The sequence below is a fragment of the Pseudomonas sp. GW823-FHT03E05 genome, from assembly GCF_058796855.1.
This window is the reverse complement of sequence record NZ_JBXAJB010000001.1, coordinates 1351481-1371388: the sequence shown is the minus strand read 5'-3', so window position 1 is coordinate 1371388 and position 19908 is coordinate 1351481. Positions and strand designations below refer to the sequence as shown.

Below are 19908 nucleotides of genomic sequence, written 5' to 3'. Positions count from 1 at the left end.
GCGGGAGTATCCCGGCAAGGCTTCCCCTGCGGCGCATTGGCGACTATCTTGGGCGAGCCTTGTTGTTCCATCTATCCACTTTAAGCAGAACCAAAACGCACCAAACGAGTGCGTAAGGTCCCCCGATGACAGCGTCCAATCCGCTTCAGGTCCAAGCGTTCAACACCTTCGATGTCGCCGATCAGATCCGTGCTACCCCGGGTTGGGTCCAGCATTACCAGCAGATGTCCCCTGGCCATTTCAACGGCCTGGTGCGCTACCTGGATCTGCAGGGCGTGGAGATCTACGAGGAATGCATGAACACCCGGGTCGAGCAGAATTTCAGTGCCCCCCAAGGCGCCCTGGCGTTCTGTTTCGACCGCAGCGACAACGCGCTGTACGTGCTCAATGGCGAGAGCCGCAATATCTGGATCACCCCGGAGAACTACCAGGAAGTGGCGGTGGTGTTCGGCCCCGAGTTCGTCCGCGGCCACGGCCTGGGTGTGGAGCGCCTCGACGGGCTGTTCATGGCGCCCCTCAACAGCCAGCAGAACGCCTTGTTCTGCCGCTGGCTGAGTTCGACCCTGACCCGCCTGTCCCAGACCCTCGACCCGCCCAGCCGCGAAGCCCTGACCCAGCAACTCCTGGAGGACTGCCTGTACATCCTCGACAACGCCTGCGTGCGCCTGGACCGCGGCGGCCTGCAACGGCGCAGCGAGGAGCGGGGGATCATGCAACGGGTAGCGCAGTGGGCCGCCGACGTGCCCGAGGAAACCCTCAACCTGCTGGAGCTGTCCCAGGTAGCCGGAGTGTCCCTGCGCCAGTTGCAGAGTGCGTTCAAGGCCTTTACCGGGATGGCCCCCAGCCAATGGCTGCGCCTGCGCCGGCTCAACAGCGCGCACCGCGAACTGCTCAGCCGAGGGCCGACTGAGACCACGGTGGCCGAGGTGGCGATGCACTGGTCGTTCTGGCACCTGGGGCGGTTTTCCAGCAGTTACCGGGCGCTGTTCAAGGAGCTGCCGAGCCAGACCTTGAAACGCAGTGCCGTGGCGCGTCGCTAGGGCGAGCGCCCGGGCCTTGCGGGCAAGCCCTCAGTACACTTGCAATGACTGGTTGAGGTCGCGCAGGGCCTGATCCAGCCGGGCCACGGCGGTGGACAATTGCTGTTCCTGGGCCGCCTCGGCCACCAGCTCTTCCAGGCTGACGCACAGCTCCAGCAAACCTTGGGCATTGAGCAGGTAGGCCGTGCCCTTGAGCTTGTGGGCGATGGCTTTCAGGGCCTGGCGATTGCCACTGGCCAGGGCCTTGCTCAAGGCCTGCAGTTCCTCGTTGTTGCTGTTGATCACGTGCTCGGCCAGAGCGGCGTGGATGTCGCCGTTCAATGACGGCACCGCGCTCTGCGCCTGGGGGGGCGTCAGGCTCAGCTTGGGGATCAGGCGGTTCAGCCCGGCAAGGCTGATCGGCTTGGCCAGGGCACTGTCCATGCCCGAAGCCAGGCAGCGCTCCAGTTCCTCAAGCTGGGCGCTGGCGGTCAGGCCGATGATGGTGCAGGGGCGCACCCCCATCTGGCCCTCCATGCGCCGGATCGCCTGGCTCATCTCATGGCCGCTCATCTGCGGCATGTTGCAGTCGGTGATGATGATATCCACGTCATGCTCCTGCCACATGGCCAGGCCTTCCAGGCCGTTGTAGGCGATCAGGGCCTCGTGTCCCAGGTAGTTGATCTGCTGGTTGAGCAGGTACTGGCTGGGCAGGTGGTCCTCGACGATCAACACGCACAGGGGCTGGTCGGTGCTGTTGAGCACCGTTTGTTCCGCGCTGTCGGTGGTGCTGCTGCGCTCGTCGGCAACACGCTGAAAACAGGCCTTGAAGGTCATGCGGGTACCTACGCCAAGTTCGCTCTGGACTTGCAGGCTGCCGTTCATCAACTGGGTCAGCGAATGACTGATGGACAGGCCCAGCCCCGACCCGGCGTTGGGGTTGCTGACCACGCTGTCGACCTCGAAGAACGGGGTGAAGATCTTCTGGATCTGCGAAGCCGGAATGCCCGGGCCGGTGTCGATCACTTCGACATGGAAGTCGAGAAAGTGTTCATCTTTCACCTGGCCCAGGCAACGGATATGGATCTCGCCCTGTTCGGTGAACTTGATCGCGTTACTCAGCAGGTTGGAGATGATCTGCTTGAACTTCAGGCCATCGATCCACACTTGCGCGGTGGCCCAGGCATCGAACTGCAGGTGGATGTCCAGGTGCTTCTGGCGGGCCAGGCCATCGAAGACATTGGCCACCGATTCGATCAGGTCCTTGAGGCTGGCGGCTTCCGGGCGCAGGGTCAGGCGCCCGGATTCGATCCGCGAGATATCCAGGATATGGCCGATCAGCGCCAGCAGGTTCTGCGCCGACTCGTAGGCGATATGCACGGAGCGGGTATTGAGTTCGCGGTCGTTGTCACGGGTCAGTACCAGCTCCAGCATGCCGACGATGGCGCTCAGGGGGGTACGGATCTCATGGCTCATGGTGGTCAGGAACACGGTCTTGCTGCGGCTGGCATGCTCGGCGGCTTCTTTGGCATCGCGCAACTGGTCGAGGATCAACTGGCGCTGCAGCAGGTCCAGGCGCTTGCGAATGATCCGTCGTCGCTGGCTCAGAATCCACCAGGCCGCCAGCATCAGCATCAGGCCCAGGCTGCCCAGGATTTTCCAGGTGAAGGCCGTCACACCTTTCCAGTAGCTGTCGTCGGTGCTGCCGCTGGCGCGCCAGCGACCCAGGATCTGCAGGTATTCCTGAGGGCTGATCTCGGCCATGGCCTGGTCGATGATGGCGATCAGTTGCTGCTGGCTTTGCGGTGCGGCGAAGGCGATCCGGGCTTCCAGGCCTTGCATCATGCCGTGAATCTTCAGGCTGTTCTGGAGCCTGAAGGACAGGTAGTAGTTGGCCAGGTTGGCCGGTGCCAGGGTGAAGTCCGCCTTGCCTTGGCGCACCCGGTTGAGGGCCTCGGCAACGGTGGACGTCTGCTGGACCCATAGCCGTGGATAGCGCTCGCGCAGGTCCTCGCTCTGCAGGTAGCCGGAGGCGAGCGCCACGGAGCCGATGGAGTCGCGGTTCAGCGGTGCCAGGGGCGGGGCGTCGGTCTTGCGCACAATCACATAGGGCGTGGTGACGATCGGCCGGGTGTACAGGTAGGACGCACGCCTGGGGTTGGCGCGGGCCAGTATGCTGAGGTCCGCACGGCCTTCGCGCAGGCGGGTGTCGACCTGCTTGAGCGAGCCGACCCGGGAGACCTCGAAGCGCAGCCCGCTCTTGCGCCGGATGAGGTCCAGAAGGTCCGAAGCGATGCCGTTGAACAGCCCGCGGCTGTTGAAAAACGCATAGGGCGCCAGGTCGTCGCTGATCACCAGCCGCACCGGCGGTGCATGCTCCAGCCAGAGCCGCTGATCGGCGTCCAGGCGTTCGCGAAAGCTGTTGGAGTCGCAGTTACCCGTACCGCCCCACATCTGCAGCGCCGATATCACCTGGCAGCGCTTGATGCCGCCCAGGGCTCGCTCGAGCAACTGTTGCAGGTGTGTATTGTCACGGGCCACGGCAAACCCGACCTGGATTTCCGGCAACCGTGCACTGTGGCTGATCACCAACTGGTCGCTGAACAACTGGCTGGATAGATAGCCGGTAGACAGCGAGTCCCCCAGGTAGATGTCTGCGTCGCCATCGAGTACCGAGCCCATGGCGGCGCGGGGGGAGTCATACAGCTGGATCAGGCCCCGTCCACCGGTGCGCAGATAGAGCTCCAGGGCCATGCCGCGGGTGGCGGCGATCCGTGTCCTGGAGATGTTCGCGCGGTAGTCCCGCAGGTCACCGCTCTCGGCATACAGGGCCAGTTCGGTGACCGCGTAGCTCGGGCTCAGCCGGACCTGGTAATCCTCGGCTTCCACCTGGGTAGCGCTGTCTACCAGGTCGACCTCACCACTGCGCAAGGCGTGATAGGCGGCATCCGTATTTGGGTAGGTGCGGACTTCCACGGGGATCGCCAGCTCGCGCTGCAAGGCCCCCAGGTAGTCGGCCCCTATGCCTTCGAGTTCATGGCGCTGATTGATTTCCCGGTAGGGGGGCAGGTCGCCACTGACGATGCCGACCAACAGGGCCTCTTTGTTACGCAGCCAGGTCTGTTCATCGATGCTGGGGCGAATATCGAGGAAGTCCAGCGGCTGGCGGGCACGGATCTTCACCCTGTCCTGCGCGAATACCGGCAGGGCCAACCACAATATCAGTACGAAAAACAGCGGGCGCGGCAGTAACCTCACATCAGGTTACTCAGACCAGTTCGTTCTGCCTGGCGATGTTCACCAGATCCACCACCGAAGTGACCCCAAGCTTGCTCAAGATATTGATCTTGTGGCCGCTGACGGTCTTGTTGCTCAGGTGCAGTTTCTCGGCGATCTCAAGATTGGTCAGACCTTCAGCGAGCAGCTTGAGGACTTCCAGTTCGCGATTGGTCAACGCCGCCAGGACGTCGCTGCTGTGTTTGCCGCGGCCGCCATCGCTGAACGGCATCGACTTCTTTGGGAAGAACACATAGCCCTCGACGATGGTGTCCACTGCCTTGAGCAGTTTGGTCAGGGGTTCGTTCTTGCTCACGAAACCACTGGCTCCGGCCTGCAGGCAGCGCATGGCATAGGTGTCGACGGATTGGGCGGTGAACACCAGCACCCGCACATCCAGGTTCGCCTGGGCGATGCGCTTGAGCACCGTGAGGCCGTCCATTTTTTCCAGGCTGACGTCCAGGATCACGATGTCCGGCCTCAGCGACAGGATCATGTTCAGGGCGCTGATACCGTCGGCAGTTTCGCCAACAATGGTGTAGCCCTGGGACTCCAGGGTTTTGCGAATCGCCTCACAGACTACCGGGTGATCATCGACGATCAGTACACTTTTACTCATGCCAGGTTATCCAGAATCAAAATATCTAGGTAATTAAGTGAGCCAACAACGGTCAGCGCCTTGATGAAATCTGAGGCTGGTTGAGATTTTTCTCTGACCCAGGGTGGATTTGCGGAAAGCTCAAATAAGAAAATGATGCCGAATAAGCCCCCCAGGGTCATCAGAATGTCACTGGCAGGCTAGCAGGAAGCAACCTGAGTACTGCCAAGAAAATTCCTGTTTTTGAATCCATTGCTTCGGGTTGACGGGCTCTTGGCGGCGATCTCGACTAGATGAATGCAATTCAAGACTATTCCTAAAGCCCATCCCCAACGCAGAGCCTATCTTGCCCTGTCATTCAGGCAGGCACAGGGCGAGCCTGAGTGGCGGGCAGCATTCTAGTGCACTGTGCCAGCAGTGTGACGGCCCACTATTTTCCTGAGGTCGAACCAAGCGATGTTGAAGTTAAGGGTAGGGGTACTGGAGCAACATAATATTGTCCGCCACGGTCTGTACAAGCATCTGTCCAGGCAGTCGGTTCTGTGCCTGAGCGAGTTCTTCAATTTCGCCGACATGTTGGAGGCCCTGGAACAAGAGCAGCTGGACGTGCTGATTATCGGCCACCTGATGGATCGCGACCCGGTTCATCTGGTACGAAACTTGATCACCCGCTACCCCGGTCTGAAAATACTCGTGCTGCTGAACCGTCCCGATCCTGTAATTGCCTCGCAGCTGCAGGCCGTGGGCGCACATGGGGTGATGTCCAAGACGCAGTCTTTGCCGGACTACGCTGATGCGCTGCGAAGCCTGGCTCGCGGCGAACGCTATGCCATGCTCAGCGATGGCCGGGCAAGCATGGAAAAGCCACTCTACGACGCCTAGCCGAACAGGCCGCGTCGCCCTCGATTCAAGATTTTCTTTGGAAAACTTCAAGACGTTTCTTGTTATGGCGAGGCGGCCGGCGCTCTAGAGTACCCGGCACTGGTGACCTGAAAGACTGTCGCAAGGCCGTGACGGTCGGTGGGCCAGGACCACTTGGACGAGAGGCTTGAGAGGATGGAATATCCAGTTCTGAAGACCACCATCGAACGTTCTGGAGGCGCTATGTCACTTGTCGTTAACAAGCCCTTGCGCATCGCAGTGCTGGACGATCACGCATTGATTCGCATGGCAATGCAGCTACAGCTGCAGAGCGTGGCGGATTTCCAGCTGGTGGGTTTGTATGCCAGCAGCGGCGAGCTGATCTCGGCCCTGCGTGATACCGAACTGGACCTGCTGGTGCTCGATTACCAGCTGCAGGAATGCGACCTGGATGGCCTGCGCCTGATCCGCCTGTTGCGCAACAAATACCCGCATTTACTGATCCTGGTGTCCTCGGCCACCGAAACGCCGTTTTTCGTCAAGCAGATCATCGATATCGGAGCCAATGGCTTTCTCGGCAAATCACAATCCCTGGACGACCTGATTCCGGCCATCCGCACGGTAGCCAGCAAGCGGCTCTATCTGTCGCCGTTGCTGGCTTTCGCCGTGCAGCACCCGCCAATCGGCCCCGCCGCCGAGCCGGGCAGCCCGCCATTGACCAGCCTTGAGACCCTGTCCCCCAAGGAGAACGAAGTCTTGCGCTGCTTTCTGGATGGCCTGCGGATCTCGCAGATCGCCAGCAAGTTTTCCCGCAGCATCAAGACCATCAGCGGGCAGAAGCAGGCCGCGTTCAGAAAGCTGGGGATCCGCACAGACGCCGAGCTGTTCAAGGTGCAGCGCAAGCTGGACCTGCATATTGCTTCCCGCGAGCCGGCAGACGAGCGTGCCCAGGACGACGCGACCCAACTGCCCCCTTAATTGGCCCGGAGCACCGTCCAGATCGCCGATGAACGCTCTGGACGCTGACGCAAGTTTCCTGGCTTCTCAGCCATTAACAGCCTCGTACCCCATGCTTAAGCTGAACCTCTCGTCCAGTGCCCCCGGGCAATTGGGTCATTGAACCCCGAAGGGAAAGTTCAAGCATGAAAAAATTGGAAAAGAAAGTTGCCCTGGTGACAGGGGCTTCCAAGGGTATTGGCGCGGACATCGCCAAGCAGTTGGCTCGCAACGGCGCGACGGTGATCGTCAACTACGCTCGCAGCAAGGCCGACGCCGACGCTGTGGTGGCGCAGATCTTGGAGCAGGGCGGTAGGGCCTATGCGATCCAGGCCGATGTGGCCAGGAGCCTTGAGGTCAAGACCCTGTTCAAGACCATAGAGCATCTGTACGGCCGCCTCGATATCCTGGTCAATAACGCCGGGGTCTATTCCACCGGCTCACTGGCGCAGGTCACTGAAGATGAGTTCCACCGGCATTTCGACCTGAACGTATTGGGTCTGATTCTGTGTTGCCAGGCGGCGTTGGACTGCTTCAACCCACAAGGGGCGAGCATCATCAATGTCAGTTCCAGCGTCACCTCCTTCACCCCTGCCAATTCGGCGATCTACACCGCTTCCAAGGGCGCGGTGGATGCGATAACTCGCACCCTGGCCAATGAGCTGGGCCCCAGGAACATCCGGGTCAATTCGGTCAACCCGGGGCTTGTGATGACTGAGGGGGTGCTCTCCAGCGGCTTCTTCGCAGATGAGTTCCGCACCAAGATCGAGACACTCACGCCCCTGGGGCGCATTGGCGTACCTCGGGACATTTCGCCGGCGGTGGCCTTCCTGGCCTCGGACGATGCCAGTTGGATCACTGGCGAAACCCTGGTCATCGGCGGTGGTTTGCGCTGAGCGCTACAGGCTCTGCTGGCCGCGCTGATAATGGCGCGGGGCTTCGCTCATCACGCGCTTGAAGGCGGTACTGAAGGCGCTTTCGGACTCATAACCCAGGGAGAAGGCGATGCTGGAGATACTGTCGTCGGAATTGCGCAAGCGGTCGCTGGCCAGCAGCATTCGCCAGCGGGTCAGGTATTCCATGGGAGCAACCCCGACTACGGTCTTGAACCGCTGGGCAAAGGCCGAGCGCGACATGTTGGCCAGGCGTGCCAGTTCTTCCACGCTCCAGCGCCGCGCTGGCTCACCATGCAGTGCACTGATGGCGGCACTCAGGTGTCGGTCGGCCAGGCCGGCGAACCAGCCGGTGCCATCGCTGCCCAGGGTTCCCAGGTGAGCACGCAGCACCTCCACCAGCATGATGTGGGCCAGGTGTTCGGTCATCAATGAACGTCCCGGCTTGTGCTGGTGCAGTTCCGAAGTAAAGCGCTCCAGGGCCCAGCGCAGAATCGAGGCCTGGGCCGAGACACCGGTCAGGTGCACCAGGGACGGTAGGGTGCTGAGCAGGACTTGGGCCGGGACCCCGGTGAACTCGAAGCGTCCACCCACCAATTGGGTATCGGCGCCGCAGTAGTCAAGGGTGATTTCGTCTTCAGCGATCCGTTGGAAGTAGGAGGCGGAATCCATCGGGATCTGGTTCATATCGCTGTAAAGGGCAAAGGGCACGCCCCGGGTCATGAGGAAACAGTCACCTTGTTGCAAGCGTTGCGGTTGTTGTTCGCCTGCAACTAATAGCCAGCAGCCACCTTGAACTACGGTAGTGAACTTGATTCCGGCATTCTCGGGAAAACTGAACGCCCAATCACCCGCCATTCTTAATGTTGCGGAGTGATAGTTGCGAATTCGCAATAAAGAAAGAACGCCTGAAAGCGGATCCATTGGTTGCCCTTTGGGGATTTTGAAAATGGGAGGTGAATGTTAACACCGTGATTATCCCGATGGATATATAAAGTCGCGCATCGACTTGCCCGAAATCGTTATGAAAGTTGTAACTTGAAAAGGAATAAACATGAATATCCAATTAGACGAAGTCTATGGTCCGTTGATTAACGGTGTATTTGAGAGTCGTGACAAACAGGCATTGCCCGCCCTGGATCCGGCCACCGGAAAGTGCCTGGCGACTATTCATTACTGTGACGCTCAAGATGTCGATCGAGCGGTGAATGCGGCGCAGGCGGCCTTTGCCGGATGGAATGCTTTGGGTCAGCAGGAACGGGGTCGATTGCTCAATGCCCTGGCCGACGCGGTGGAGGCGGACAGTGAACGCTTGGCGTGGATCGATGCCCATGACGTGGGGCGTTGCATCAGCGAGGTACGCAAGGATTACCTGACTGCGGTACGTCACTACCGCTACTTTGCCTCGGTGATCATGGCCCATGAAGACCATGGCCGAGAGATCCCCGGTGGCTACGCCCTGGGCAAGCGCGAGCCCCTGGGGGTGTGCGGGCAGATCATCCCCTGGAATGCGCCGGCGATCATGGCATCGTTCAAGCTGGCGCCAGCCCTGGCGGCTGGCAACACCGTGGTGCTCAAGCCGGATGAAAATGCTTCGCTGTCGACCCTGGAACTGGGCAAGCACATCACGCGGATTTTCCCGGCTGGGGTGGTCAATATCGTCACCGGCCTGGGGGAAGTCGTAGGTGCAGCCCTGAGCCAGCACCCCAAGGTGCGCAAGCTGTCCTTTACCGGCAGCACCGAAGTGGGGCGCATCGTTGCGCGAGTAGCGGCCGACCGGCTGGTGCCGGCGACCCTGGAACTGGGTGGCAAGAGCGCCAACATCGTGTTCCCGGATATCGATGACCTGGATGCCGTGGTAGACAACGCCACCTTCGCAGCGATCCACAATAACGGGCAGTCATGCCTGGCCGGCACTCGGCTGTTCGTCCATGACGCTATCTTCGAGACGTTCAAGCAAAAGCTGATCGAGTCATTCCAGCGGGTCAGCGTGGGTTCGCCGCTGGATGAAAATGCGCGGGTCAGTTGCCTGGTATCGGCCAGGCAGGGTGAAAAAGTCCTGGAGTACATTGCCCTCGGAGTGCAGGAGGGGGCTGAGCTGCTGGTGGGCGGAGCCCGGGTCGAGGTGCCGGATTGCCCGGCGGGCTACTTTATCCAGCCCACGGTTTTCGAGGTCCGCAATGACATGCGCATCTGCCGGGAAGAGATCTTCGGCCCCGTACTGTCACTGATCCGCTGGAGCGATTACGAGCAGATGATCGCCCAGGCCAATGACTCCGAATACGGTCTGGCCGCCGGTATCTACACCAGCAACCTGAAGCACGCCATGGATACCGCCAATCGCCTGGAGGCCGGTTCAGTGTGGATCAATCGCTACTCCAACATCAGCGACGGCACGGCGTTCGGTGGCTACAAGAACAGCGGTATTGGCCGCGAGTTCAGCCGCGAAACCCTGAATGCCTACACCCAGATCAAGACCATCACGGTCCAGGCTGAGGTGCCGGCGCCCTGGTTTGCACCGCGCTGAATCGCGAGTGTCATTAAACCGCCTGTTCCCTCCGGGAACAGGCGGTTTTTCTTTTGTAATCAATTAAACAAGCTATAGGTTTGTAGGATTAGTCCTACATATTTAGATGATTTATCTTTAGATGTAGGGCGATTCCTACGATTGTTGCACTTTCTATCCTGGGTAAGAATTTGCTCGCTTCCTTTAAGGAGCAATTAAAGCCATCAACTTACACAGACCAAGGAAATGACAGTGTTCAATCCCATGAGAGCTATTCTGGCAATTACTGCCTCTGGCCTTGTTGCCAGTTCCGCAATGGCGGCTGACGGGACAATCAACTTCACGGGTGAAATCAGCGGCGTATCGTGCAGCATTACAGCCGGCGGAGGCACAGTCGGAGGTGGTGCTCAAACCATTACCGTGCCTTTGGGGAAAGTCAGTATTGATTCAATAAAAACCCCCGCAGAGGGTACTATCGCCTCAACTGTCCGAATCAATCTAAATCTGGACTGCGGCTCAACCGGAACGGGTCTTAGCACAGTTGATATGAAGTTTGACCCTGCTGCCGGTTCTGGCATTGATCTCAAGGACCCCAGACTCTTGAAAACTCAGGGGGCGGGCAAAGGTGTAGGTATCGCGATCTATAATGAAAATAATCAAATAGTAAATATGTCCGCGAACGAAATCATCAGTGGAACATTGACTCTGTCACCTCCAAGTACTGGCACTTATAAGAGTAGCATCAGCTTGCGTGCCGGTTATGTTGCCAATACTGAAGATTTTGTCGCAGGCCAGGCTAATGGCACCCTGCCGTTTAGCTTGACTTACAGGTAATAGTAAAAAAGAGAGGCTGAACATGCCTCTCTTGCTCACGAGTGGTGCCTATTCAATGAACGCAATTTCCAGATACTTGCTGCTGGGCTTCGCCTTGCTCGGCAGTAGCCTTGCCTGTGCCGGAATTACCCTCGATGGAACTCGAGTGATATACCCGGAAAAAAGCAAGGAAGTTTCAATCCTGATCAGGAACACTGGTTCGCAGGACATCATGATTCAATCCTGGCTGGAATCCAATGAACTGCATAATGAACAGAATATTCCCTTTGCTCTGACCCCTTCCTTGAGTCGCCTTGCCGGGAATAACCAACAGATGTTGAGGATATTTTATTACGGCAAGGGTTTACCAACTGATAAAGAGTCGATCTTCTGGTTGAACGTGCAGGAAATCCCGCAAAAGTCAGCGGAACAAAATACCCTGCAAATTGCCGTGCGTCAGCGCATCAAGGTGTTCTATCGCCCGAAAAACCTGACGGAAAACTCCCAGGAGGCAGTCGGCAACTTGAAGTGGAAAATGCTTCGCGAGAATGGGAAGAGCTATTTGCAAGTTTCTAATGGTTCGCCTTATCACATCTCCTTTAGTTCGGGAGTGTTAAGTGTGGGCGAAAAGAAATACCCCGTTGAGTTGGATATGGTGACGCCCGGAAGTGTCAGCAAGTTTGCTGTGACGGGAGAGCCTACGGCTCAGCCAAGCCAGCGGGCGCTCGTTGAGTTTCATAGCATTAACGACTACGGCACTCCAATCAAGGGTACGGCGACTGTCACTTATTGAAAGTGGCTGCCTCGCTGGTTTATTCGATACTTGCTTTGCAGAGAGCAGGCTGATGTTCAATCACTGGTATAAGGGATTGCGCCTGTGCACGTTTTCAGGGAAAAGCTCAATCTGAAGAATACAGGTTGTTCCTTTTTATTTTTCATGAGCATGGCCACGCCGGTGGCCGCGTTGTCAGTAGAGTTCAATGAGGTTTTCCTGAACAAGGGTGGAGCCCCGGTAGAGTTGAAGTACTTCGAATCGGGTAGTGGTATTTCCCCCGGAAACTACAACGTCGATATCTATCTCAATCAAGCGATGGTAGTTCGGCAGAGTGTCACCTTCATTGCAACAGGCAACTCGCCTGAAGTACGCCCGCAGATCAGTCTGGGCACTCTAAAAGCAATGGGCATCAATACTTCGCGGCTTGCGCAAGAGCGGCTCATCGCTACCGACAGCAGCGATGAATCGATCATCGACGTTGCCAGGCTGGTCAGTGGTGCCAGCGTCGAGTTTGATGTCAGCGCTCTGGCCCTGAAGATCAGCGTGCCCCAGGCCTACATCCAGCGCGGTGCCGGTCATTCGGTGGATCGCTCCCTGTGGGACGATGGTGTTACCGCGCTCTTCACCGACTATCAGTTGAACTTCAACCGCAATATCAGCCAGGGCTACCACAACGACTACCGCTTCCTGGGGTTGCGCAACGGTTTCAACCTGGGTGCCTGGCGGTTACGCAACGAGTCTTCAGTGTCGGGTTACACCGGTGTGCGCGACACCTTCAGCAGCAACCGCAGCTACATCGAGCGGGATGTTGCCTCTCTGAACGGCCGGTTTGCAGCGGGAGAGCTGTACACCCAGGGCGAGGTCTTCGACAGCGTGCGTTTTCGCGGGGTGCAGCTCAGTTCCGAGCTGAGCATGTTGTCGGATGAGGAAATCGGTTACGCACCGGTGGTGCGTGGCATTGCCGAGACCAACGCCACGGTGGAGGTGATCCAGAACAACTACGTCATCTACTCCACCAGCGTCTCGCCGGGCGCCTTCGAGATCCAGGACATCTATCCCAGTGGCTCCAACGGTGACCTGGTGGTGAAGATCATCGAGGCTGACGGTCGCGAACGGCAGTATTCACAGGCCTATTCCTATCTGCCGGTCATGATCCGCAACGGCAGTGCTCGCTACAGTGTTGCCGCTGGCCAATACAAGAACCATGACCAGGCTGCGCCAGGATTCGGCCAAGGCACCCTGGTATATGGCATGAGCGACAACTTCACCGGTTACGGCGGCCTCCTGGCGGCCACGGGGTACAAGGCCCTGAACCTGGGGCTGGGCATCAACTCGCCCTGGGGCGGGGTGTCGTTCGACGTGACCCAATCCAGTTCCGAGAGCCTGCGGGGCCAGGTGAGCCGGGGGCAGAGTGCCCGCGCTCTGTACTCCAAGACCCTGGGCACCACCGATACCAGCTTCACCATGATTGGCTATCGCTACTCCACCGAGAACTACCGGACCTTCAGCCAGCATGTGGAGGAGTCCGGCGACGTCGGTGGGAGCCATTACGGACGGCAGAAAAGCCGCTTTGACCTGAACGTCAACCAACCCCTGGGGCAATCGGGTTCGCTGTTCGCCAGTATGGGGGAAACCAGCTACTGGAATCGTCAGGGCAGTACCCGGCGCTGGCAGTTCGGCTACAACGGTAACTATCTGGACGTCAGCTACAACCTGGCCCTGTCGCGTACAGAAGGCCAGGGCATGGAGCAGGGCGCCGATAACCAGCTCAGCGCATCGCTGAGCGTGCCATTCGGTGGCTCGGGCCGGCACCAGCGGGCCTATAGCAGTGTGACGTCGTCGTCCCAGGGGGATTCGTCGGTCCAGACTGGAGTCTCGGGCAATTTGGATCAGCGAAATGCCTGGAACTACTCGGTCCAGGGCAGCCAGAGCCGGCAGGGTGGACGTTCCGCCAACCTCGACCTGAGCTGGGATGGGCCCGCAGCGAAGGTCAGCGGCAATTACGGCCAAGGCTCCGCCAGCAAGCACATGAGCCTGGGCGCTGCGGGTTCGCTGGTGGCCCACGCAAATGGCATCACCTTGGGCCCCTCGGTGGGGGAAACCTTTGCCCTGGTCGAGGTATCCGGGGTCAAGGGGGTAGGGGTCGATAGCAGCGCTGTCACGCGTACCGATGACAAGGGTTATGCCATCGTTCCCTATGTACAACCCTATCGCTACAACTGGATCAGCCTCGACAGCGACACCCTGGGCAGTGATGTAGAAATACAAGAAAGTTCGCGCATGGTGGTGCCCACCCGGGGTGCGGTAGTCAAGAGTCGCTTCGAGTCCACGTCCGGGCGCCGCCTGCAGTTCGACCTGCGCACAGTAGATGGCCAGCAAATACCATTTGGCGCTCAGGCCTATGACTCCCAGGGAAACTTGCTGGGTGTCGTCGACAACTTGTCCAGGCTGTTGCTGTTTGGTATCGGGGATAAAGGTGAGCTGGATGTTCGCTGGGGTACAAAGCACTGCAAGGTGAATTATGAGTTGCCCGCGGCGAACAAAGAAATGATTTACGAAAAGTTTGAGTTTTCCTGCAGTACTCCGAAGGCCTTGATGGCGAGCACTGAAGTAATTAGTTCAAGTAGCCAATGATGGCTTCGAGGTAAGTGGATGAAGCTGGTTTGTGTTTTTTTTGCAAAAATATGGCTGTGCATAGTTCTGGGGGGTGTCCCGTACGCCATTGCCGGATGTTCTCAGGTGCTCGGCCAGACGCTCCAACCGGCGATACCGGAAGTCTCGCAAGGAGCGACAGGAATGCTCTCCAGTTATTGGGCATCAGCAACGGTCTTGGTGTCCTGTAGCGGTCTGGTGGCATATGGGAAGTACTTTAACAACATCTATGCAACCGCGGGCGATTCGGGGAAGACCCTCTATTTCGAGGGCGCCAACTACAAGCTTTACAAGACTAGTTCCGCTGATGTGATGTTCATCGCCAAGGCTGCTGGTCCGGATAATATAGCTCGCCCTCTGGGCGACCTGAACCGCACGCCCGTATCTGTTAGCAGCACAGGAACTGCCGGCTTCGGGATGATCATTTATGTGCGGTATTACTCCCCGTCGCAGAAGCTGTTTCCGGGCTTGTACAGCATCACCGGGCAAGATCTGTTTGCCGGGCTGCTCAGTTACAACAATGGTGATCCTTCGGTTAATTTCGGTTATTGGGGAACCAAGGCGCTGGACTTTTCATTTCTGGTCATGGCGAGAACTTGCCAGCTTTATAATAATGCTCCAGTGAAACTGAAAAAAATCAGTTTATCGGCGCTGCCAGTTCGAGGATCAACGGTGGACGCGGGAACAGTCCGCCTGGATATAGGCTGCGAGAGCAGCATGAGCAGCAATAGAATCAGCGTCAATATGATTGATATGGCCACCCCCTGGAATAACTCGTCGAACCTGACATTTACTACTCACGCCACCCAACCTTCGGGAGTCGCCTTGCAACTGATGAATGCCGGGAAGCTCCTTAATCTAGGCGTCTCGTCCAGTAATGTTATTGGCTATACGCCGGCCGGCACCACAGACATCAGTAAAGTGCTTGACGTTCGTTATATCCGCACCGAAGACAAGGTAATCCCAGGAGCAGGCAATGCGGCAGTTTCAGTTACCGTCACTAGTGACTAGCCTGTTTTGCATAATCTTTTTCAAGCCATGCATTCACTATTATTCTCAAGTCGCCTACGGCATCATCCACCGAGTCAAGAAATCAGGAACAACCAAATCATGGGCAACATAGTCATAGTCGACGATCATCCACTGATGCGCATGGCCGTGCGTGTCATGCTCGAAAGTGAAGGGCATACCATCATGGCGGAAATCGACAACGGCGTGGATGCCCTGGAAATCATCCGCAAGTTGCTGCCTGACCTGATCGTGCTTGACCTGAGCATCCCCAAGATGGACGGTCTTTCGGTGATTGCGCACCTGACCTCCATCGGTATCTCCACCAAGGTGCTGATCCTCACCTCGGGCGACGCCCGCAACTTTGCCATGCGCTCGCTGCAGGCGGGAGCCGCAGGTTTCGTGTGCAAGGACGACAGCCTCGATGAACTGGCCGGGGCGGTGAAGGCGGTACTGGCCGGATACAGCTATTTTCCGGCGAACACGATTCACATGCTGCGGGACAACTCCCAGGCTGCGTCTCAGGAAAGCCTCAAGCTGGCACAGCTGTCCGATCGCGAGATTACCGTGCTCAAGCTGCTGGCCCGTGGCATGGGTAACCAGGATATAGCCCAGCAGTTGATGATCAGCCACAAGACGGTCAGTACGTACAAGGTGCGCCTGCAGAGGAAACTCAGCGTGGAAAACCTGATCGCCATGGTGGAACTGGCCAAGCGCAACGGCCTGGTGTGACCCCCGGCAGGGCCGGCGCAGGAGAACCTGCGCCGGCCTTTTTTTGCCTGGGCTTCAGTGCGGCAGGGCGAAAGCCTTTTCGATCCGCAGCAGCTCGGCTTCCAGCTCCGCGGTTCTGCCGGGCAAGGTGTCCGGATTGTGTTCCGTGCAAGCCTGCTCCAGGTCCTTGCACAGTTGTGTCAGCCGGGTATTGCGCATGATGGCTGCACTGCCGCGGATACGATGCGACAGGCGCACCAGGGCGTTGACATTCATCTCTTCGCACAACCACCGCAGCTCCTCGAGGTCCCGGCGATTGCTCTTGAGCAGTTCAAGGCGGAACTGTTCCTGAAGTGTCGGGTTGCAGCTCAGTTTGTTGAGGGATTGGCTGGCATCGCCATGGGCCTGGAGGATGGCGGCGGGCGGCGGAGATTCCTGGTAGGCCAGTGTCTGGGCCTGGTCCTGGGGCAGCAAGGTCGACAAGCGCTCCTCCAGGGTCGCGAGGCTCACCGGCTTGATCAGGCAGTCGCGCATGCCGGCATTGATGCAGCGCTCTATTTCCTCCTGCTGGGCATCGGCGGTCAGCCCGATAATCAGGGTGCGCGGGCGTTGCTGCTCATGCTCCTCGCGGCGAATGGCCAGGGCCAGTTCAACGCCATTCATCTGTGGCATGTGATAGTCGGTGATCAGCAGGTCGAACGCCTTCTGCTGCCATAGCTGCAAGGCCTGCACGCCGTTTTCGGCTTCCACCGCCTGGCAGCCGAGGAACTCCAACTGGGCCCGCAGCATCTGCCGGTTGGGGGTGTTGTCATCAGCCACCAGAACCCGGGTCGCCCGCTGTGCTGCGAACCGCAGCTTGTTGATTGTCGGCGCGGGGGCCTCGGGCACCGGCTCCAGCACTTTCAGGCGCAGGGTGACGGTCACTGTGGTTCCCTTGCCTGGGGCGCTGAGCATCTCCAGGGCGCCGCCCATCATTTCGCACAGCGAGCGCGATACCACCAGGCCCAGACCGCTGCCGCCCTGGCCACCGAGGGAGGGCTGGGCCACTTGGGCAAAAGGCCGGAAGAGCAACTGGCGGTCCTCCACCGAGATGCCTCGGCCGGTGTCCTGTACTTGCAACTTGATGTCGAGCATCTGCTCGCCATCGAGTGCGCTTTCAAGGCGGATGCTCACCCGGCCCTGATCGGTGAACTTGATCGCATTGCTCACCAGGTTCGTCAGCACCTGCTTGAAACGCATGGGGTCGATCAGCACATCGAGATTGCTGCCCGCGTCCATTTCCAACAGCAGTTCCAGGCTCTTCTGTTGCGCCAGGCCTTCGAAGACCCGGGCCACGGGCTCCAGCAGTTCCTTGAGGCGGGTACGCCGGGGAAAGAAGCTCAGGCGCCCGGACTCGATACGCACGATGTCCAGGGTATTGCCCAGCAGTTCTAGCAGGTTCTTCGCCGCGCTGTGGGCGACATCGATGTGGTAGCGGTCGAGCACCCCTTGATCGGCCCGTTTCAGGACCAGCTCCAGTGTGCCGATCACCGCGCTCATGGGGGTGCGTATTTCATGGCTGATGGTGGCCAGGAACTGGGTTTTCGCCTGGTTCGCTTCATCGGCCTGGCCCTTGGCCTGTTGCAGGTCGTGGACCAGGCGCTGGTGTTCGGAAATGTCCTGCCAGCCACAGATCACTCCCTTGATAGTGCCCGAGGAGTCACGAAATGGCTGGATCCAGTGCTCGATGCACAGGCTGTTGCCGGCAATGACGATCTGATACTGGCGCTCGATGGTGATGCCGCTGTCCATGGCTTGCAGGTAGCTGTTGTGCAGGGCCAGGGCCACCTCGAAGTGCTCGATGGGCATCTCCAGGGCGGTCTTGCCCAGTACCTGGTCCTGACGCAGGTTCATCGCCTGCATATAGCTGCGGCTGCAGGACAGCAGGCGGCCCTTGCGGTCGCGAACGTAGATGGGAATGGGCATGGAGTCGTCCAGGGTGCGCTGGAACTGCAACTGGTCGCTCAGGGCTTTCTCTGCCAGCAGGCGCCGGCGGATCTGCCGGCGCAGCTGGAAGATGCGGATCATGAACACCGTCATCACCAGTAGAGCGCAGCCGAGAATTTCCAGTATTACCCGCCCGTAGTCGCGCCAGCTCTGGCCACTCATCGCGGCATTGGCCCGCCAGCGAATGGTGATGGCGTTCAATTCATCGGGCGGGATGCTCAGGATCGCCTTGTCGAGGATCGACTGCAGCTGGGTGTCACCGCGGCGCATGGCGAAGCTGGCGGTGGCGGCATCGCCGTCGAGGATGGCGGCGATGCGCAGTTTCTTTTCGTACAGGCGCGCGGTGTAGTAGCGCGCCATGGACAGCGCCATGACGGCGGCGTCTGCCTGCCCGCTGGCCACCATGCTCATTGCCTCCAGGTTGTTGGAAGGGCGTAGCAGATGAATCTGCGGGTAATCGACGCCCAGGCTGGCGCTCAGCACATGTCCCCGGGCGATGGCCAGGCGTTTCCCGGACAGCGCAGCGAGGCTGGCGATGTCCTGCCGGCCCTGGGCAGTGACCAGGACAAAGGAGCTGGTGGCAAAGGGGTGAGTGAAACGGAAGGCTTCCTCGCGCTCGATGCTCGGCGTCAGCACCGCGAGGTCGGTTTCGCCGTTGCGCAAGGCTTTCTGGATGCCCTGGAAGCTGGAGGTGCGCTGCACCTCGAAGCGCAGGCCGGTGCGCTGGGTGATGATCTCGAACAGGTCGGAGATCACCCCGTTGAAGCGCCCGTCGGCATCGAAGAATGCGGAGGGGGCCATGTCGTCGTTGATCATTAGCCGGGCTACCGGATGCCGAGCCAACCAGCGCCGCTCCTGATCGTCGAGGACCACCCGGTCTTCGGGCATGACGATGCCTCCACCGGTCCAGCGCTTGACGATAAAGCTCATGCGCAAGGCGCCCAGCGAGGTCAGGGTGCGGTTGAGGATGTGCATCAGGCGCTGATCGTCGGCGCGCAGGAGAAAGCCGTAGCCCCCGGATTCCAGGTCGATGAAGCGGCTGAATTTCAGGTAGTTGAAGAAGCTGTGGTTGATCAGATAGTGGGCGCTCAGGGAGTCGCCGATGTAACCGTCAACGCCCTGGAAGGCCACCGCGGCCATGGCCTGGGCGGCGCTGCTGTAGCTGAGAATCTGCGCCTCGGGGAAGTGGCTGCGAAACAGCTCTGCGGGCAGGTAGTCCTGGACCACGGCGATGGTCATCCCCCGCAGGTCCTCGGGCAGGTTTCGCTCATCGCCCTGGCGTCGATAGAGCGAAGGCGCGTTCTGCGCATAGGGCAAGCTCAGGGCGGTGGCTGGAGTCTGGCGCTGGTAGTCGCTGGCGCGGCTGAGCAGGTCGACCTTGCCGGCCCGCAGGGCTCTTAGAGCGTCTTGGGCGTCATCGAAACCCAGTACCTGGATCTCGATGTTCAACTGCTGTTTCAGCAGGGCCACCACATCGGCGCTGACCCCTTCGTAGTCACCGTTGCTGTAGATGATATCCATGGGCAGGGAGGAAGGCCCGGCGACCCCCAACACCAGCCGTCGCTTCTCCCGCAACCAGGCCCAGTCCTCGGCGTCCAGCTGGAGTTTCTGCGGCTCGCTGGCCAGTTGGCTGGTGAGGTGCAGGTGGTCCGGCACGGGCGCTGCGTGGCTGCGGGTGGCGAGCAGCAGGGTCAGGCAAAACACGCAGGACGTGATCAGTGACTTGGTCATGAACATAGGACGACTACCAGGGATAAAGCGGTCGGTTAGGGGGGTGAGATGAAGGGGCGCGGGCTCCATGGATCGCAAGGCAT

The 19908-nt window shown here is 59.2% G+C and carries 14 protein-coding genes; 10 read left to right on the top strand and 4 right to left on the bottom strand.

Features of this window, described 5'->3' with window-relative positions:
* Positions 1 to 125: 125 nt before the first annotated feature.
* Complete coding sequence (locus AC1RCO_RS06015) at positions 126 to 1040, top strand: helix-turn-helix domain-containing protein (RefSeq protein WP_011061242.1); 915 nt, start codon at positions 126 to 128, stop codon at positions 1038 to 1040.
* 30 nt (positions 1041 to 1070) lie between these two features.
* On the opposite strand, the gene AC1RCO_RS06010 is transcribed toward AC1RCO_RS06015, so the two are convergent.
* Both AC1RCO_RS06010 and AC1RCO_RS06005 read right to left on the bottom strand, forming a co-directional pair.
* The gene (locus AC1RCO_RS06010) at positions 1071 to 4277 is read right to left on the bottom strand and encodes an ATP-binding protein (RefSeq protein ID WP_401332754.1); all 3207 of its coding nucleotides are present in this window, start codon (positions 4275 to 4277) and stop codon (positions 1071 to 1073) included.
* A gap of 10 nt (positions 4278 to 4287) precedes the next feature.
* The gene (locus tag AC1RCO_RS06005) at positions 4288 to 4914 is read right to left on the bottom strand and encodes a response regulator transcription factor (RefSeq protein WP_011061244.1); all 627 of its coding nucleotides are present in this window, start codon (positions 4912 to 4914) and stop codon (positions 4288 to 4290) included.
* 435 nt (positions 4915 to 5349) lie between these two features.
* Here AC1RCO_RS06005 and AC1RCO_RS06000 point away from each other — a divergent pair, with 435 nt between their 5' ends.
* From AC1RCO_RS06000 to AC1RCO_RS05990, 3 genes are all read left to right on the top strand, one after another.
* Entirely contained in the window at positions 5350 to 5775 is a 426-nt protein-coding gene (locus tag AC1RCO_RS06000; protein WP_220224367.1) for a response regulator transcription factor, read from the top strand.
* 222 nt (positions 5776 to 5997) lie between these two features.
* Positions 5998 to 6732, top strand: coding sequence for a response regulator transcription factor (locus tag AC1RCO_RS05995; protein WP_077934099.1), 735 nt, complete (start codon positions 5998 to 6000; stop codon positions 6730 to 6732).
* Positions 6733 to 6896: 164 nt separating this feature from the next.
* Positions 6897 to 7646 carry an SDR family NAD(P)-dependent oxidoreductase gene (locus AC1RCO_RS05990; protein WP_065364023.1) on the top strand — a complete coding sequence of 250 codons (750 nt, stop codon included), beginning with the start codon at positions 6897 to 6899 and terminating at the stop codon, positions 7644 to 7646.
* Between the two features lie 3 nt (positions 7647 to 7649).
* Here AC1RCO_RS05990 and AC1RCO_RS05985 read toward each other — a convergent pair whose 3' ends face one another.
* Positions 7650 to 8567: an AraC family transcriptional regulator gene (locus tag AC1RCO_RS05985; RefSeq protein ID WP_492617509.1), complete on the bottom strand. Its 918-nt coding sequence runs from the start codon at positions 8565 to 8567 to the stop codon at positions 7650 to 7652.
* Between the two features lie 130 nt (positions 8568 to 8697).
* On the opposite strand from AC1RCO_RS05985, the gene AC1RCO_RS05980 reads away from it, so the two are divergent.
* The 6 genes from AC1RCO_RS05980 (at position 8698) to AC1RCO_RS05955 (ending at position 16129) form a co-directional block, all read left to right on the top strand.
* On the top strand, positions 8698 to 10170 hold the full coding sequence (locus AC1RCO_RS05980) for an aldehyde dehydrogenase family protein (protein WP_492617508.1): 1473 nt from the start codon (positions 8698 to 8700) through the stop codon (positions 10168 to 10170).
* Between the two features lie 243 nt (positions 10171 to 10413).
* Complete coding sequence (locus AC1RCO_RS05975; protein WP_370508237.1) at positions 10414 to 10983, top strand: fimbrial protein; 570 nt, start codon at positions 10414 to 10416, stop codon at positions 10981 to 10983.
* A 22-nt stretch (positions 10984 to 11005) separates the two neighbouring features.
* A complete protein-coding gene (locus AC1RCO_RS05970; protein ID WP_309295698.1) occupies positions 11006 to 11755 on the top strand; it encodes a fimbrial biogenesis chaperone in 750 nt (249 codons plus the stop codon).
* Positions 11756 to 11899: 144 nt separating this feature from the next.
* A complete protein-coding gene (locus AC1RCO_RS05965) occupies positions 11900 to 14371 on the top strand; it encodes a fimbria/pilus outer membrane usher protein (protein ID WP_401332748.1) in 2472 nt (823 codons plus the stop codon).
* Positions 14372 to 14533: 162 nt separating this feature from the next.
* On the top strand, positions 14534 to 15400 hold the full coding sequence (locus AC1RCO_RS05960; protein WP_065364026.1) for a fimbrial protein: 867 nt from the start codon (positions 14534 to 14536) through the stop codon (positions 15398 to 15400).
* Between the two features lie 99 nt (positions 15401 to 15499).
* Positions 15500 to 16129, top strand: coding sequence for a response regulator transcription factor (locus AC1RCO_RS05955; protein ID WP_065364027.1), 630 nt, complete (start codon positions 15500 to 15502; stop codon positions 16127 to 16129).
* 54 nt (positions 16130 to 16183) lie between these two features.
* Here AC1RCO_RS05955 and AC1RCO_RS05950 read toward each other — a convergent pair whose 3' ends face one another.
* Positions 16184 to 19825, bottom strand: a complete 3642-nt coding sequence (locus AC1RCO_RS05950; RefSeq protein ID WP_492617507.1) for a transporter substrate-binding domain-containing protein — start codon at positions 19823 to 19825, stop codon at positions 16184 to 16186.
* Between the last annotated feature and the right edge of the window lie 83 nt (positions 19826 to 19908).

Bases quoted from the DNA above. Each gene is read 5' to 3' on its own strand.
- AC1RCO_RS06015 (WP_011061242.1), top strand. From the start codon at position 126: ATGACAGCGTCCAATCCGCTTCAGGTCCAAGCGTTCAACACCTTCGAT.
- AC1RCO_RS06005 (WP_011061244.1), bottom strand. From the start codon at position 4,914: ATGAGTAAAAGTGTACTGATCGTCGATGATCACCCGGTAGTCTGTGAG.
- AC1RCO_RS06000 (WP_220224367.1), top strand. From the start codon at position 5,350: ATGTTGAAGTTAAGGGTAGGGGTACTGGAGCAACATAATATTGTCCGC.
- AC1RCO_RS05995 (WP_077934099.1), top strand. From the start codon at position 5,998: ATGTCACTTGTCGTTAACAAGCCCTTGCGCATCGCAGTGCTGGACGAT.
- AC1RCO_RS05990 (WP_065364023.1), top strand. From the start codon at position 6,897: ATGAAAAAATTGGAAAAGAAAGTTGCCCTGGTGACAGGGGCTTCCAAG.
- AC1RCO_RS05985 (WP_492617509.1), bottom strand. From the start codon at position 8,567: ATGGATCCGCTTTCAGGCGTTCTTTCTTTATTGCGAATTCGCAACTAT.
- AC1RCO_RS05980 (WP_492617508.1), top strand. From the start codon at position 8,698: ATGAATATCCAATTAGACGAAGTCTATGGTCCGTTGATTAACGGTGTA.
- AC1RCO_RS05975 (WP_370508237.1), top strand. From the start codon at position 10,414: ATGAGAGCTATTCTGGCAATTACTGCCTCTGGCCTTGTTGCCAGTTCC.
- AC1RCO_RS05970 (WP_309295698.1), top strand. From the start codon at position 11,006: ATGCCTCTCTTGCTCACGAGTGGTGCCTATTCAATGAACGCAATTTCC.
- AC1RCO_RS05965 (WP_401332748.1), top strand. From the start codon at position 11,900: ATGAGCATGGCCACGCCGGTGGCCGCGTTGTCAGTAGAGTTCAATGAG.
- AC1RCO_RS05960 (WP_065364026.1), top strand. From the start codon at position 14,534: ATGCTCTCCAGTTATTGGGCATCAGCAACGGTCTTGGTGTCCTGTAGC.
- AC1RCO_RS05955 (WP_065364027.1), top strand. From the start codon at position 15,500: ATGGGCAACATAGTCATAGTCGACGATCATCCACTGATGCGCATGGCC.
- AC1RCO_RS05950 (WP_492617507.1), bottom strand. From the start codon at position 19,825: ATGACCAAGTCACTGATCACGTCCTGCGTGTTTTGCCTGACCCTGCTG.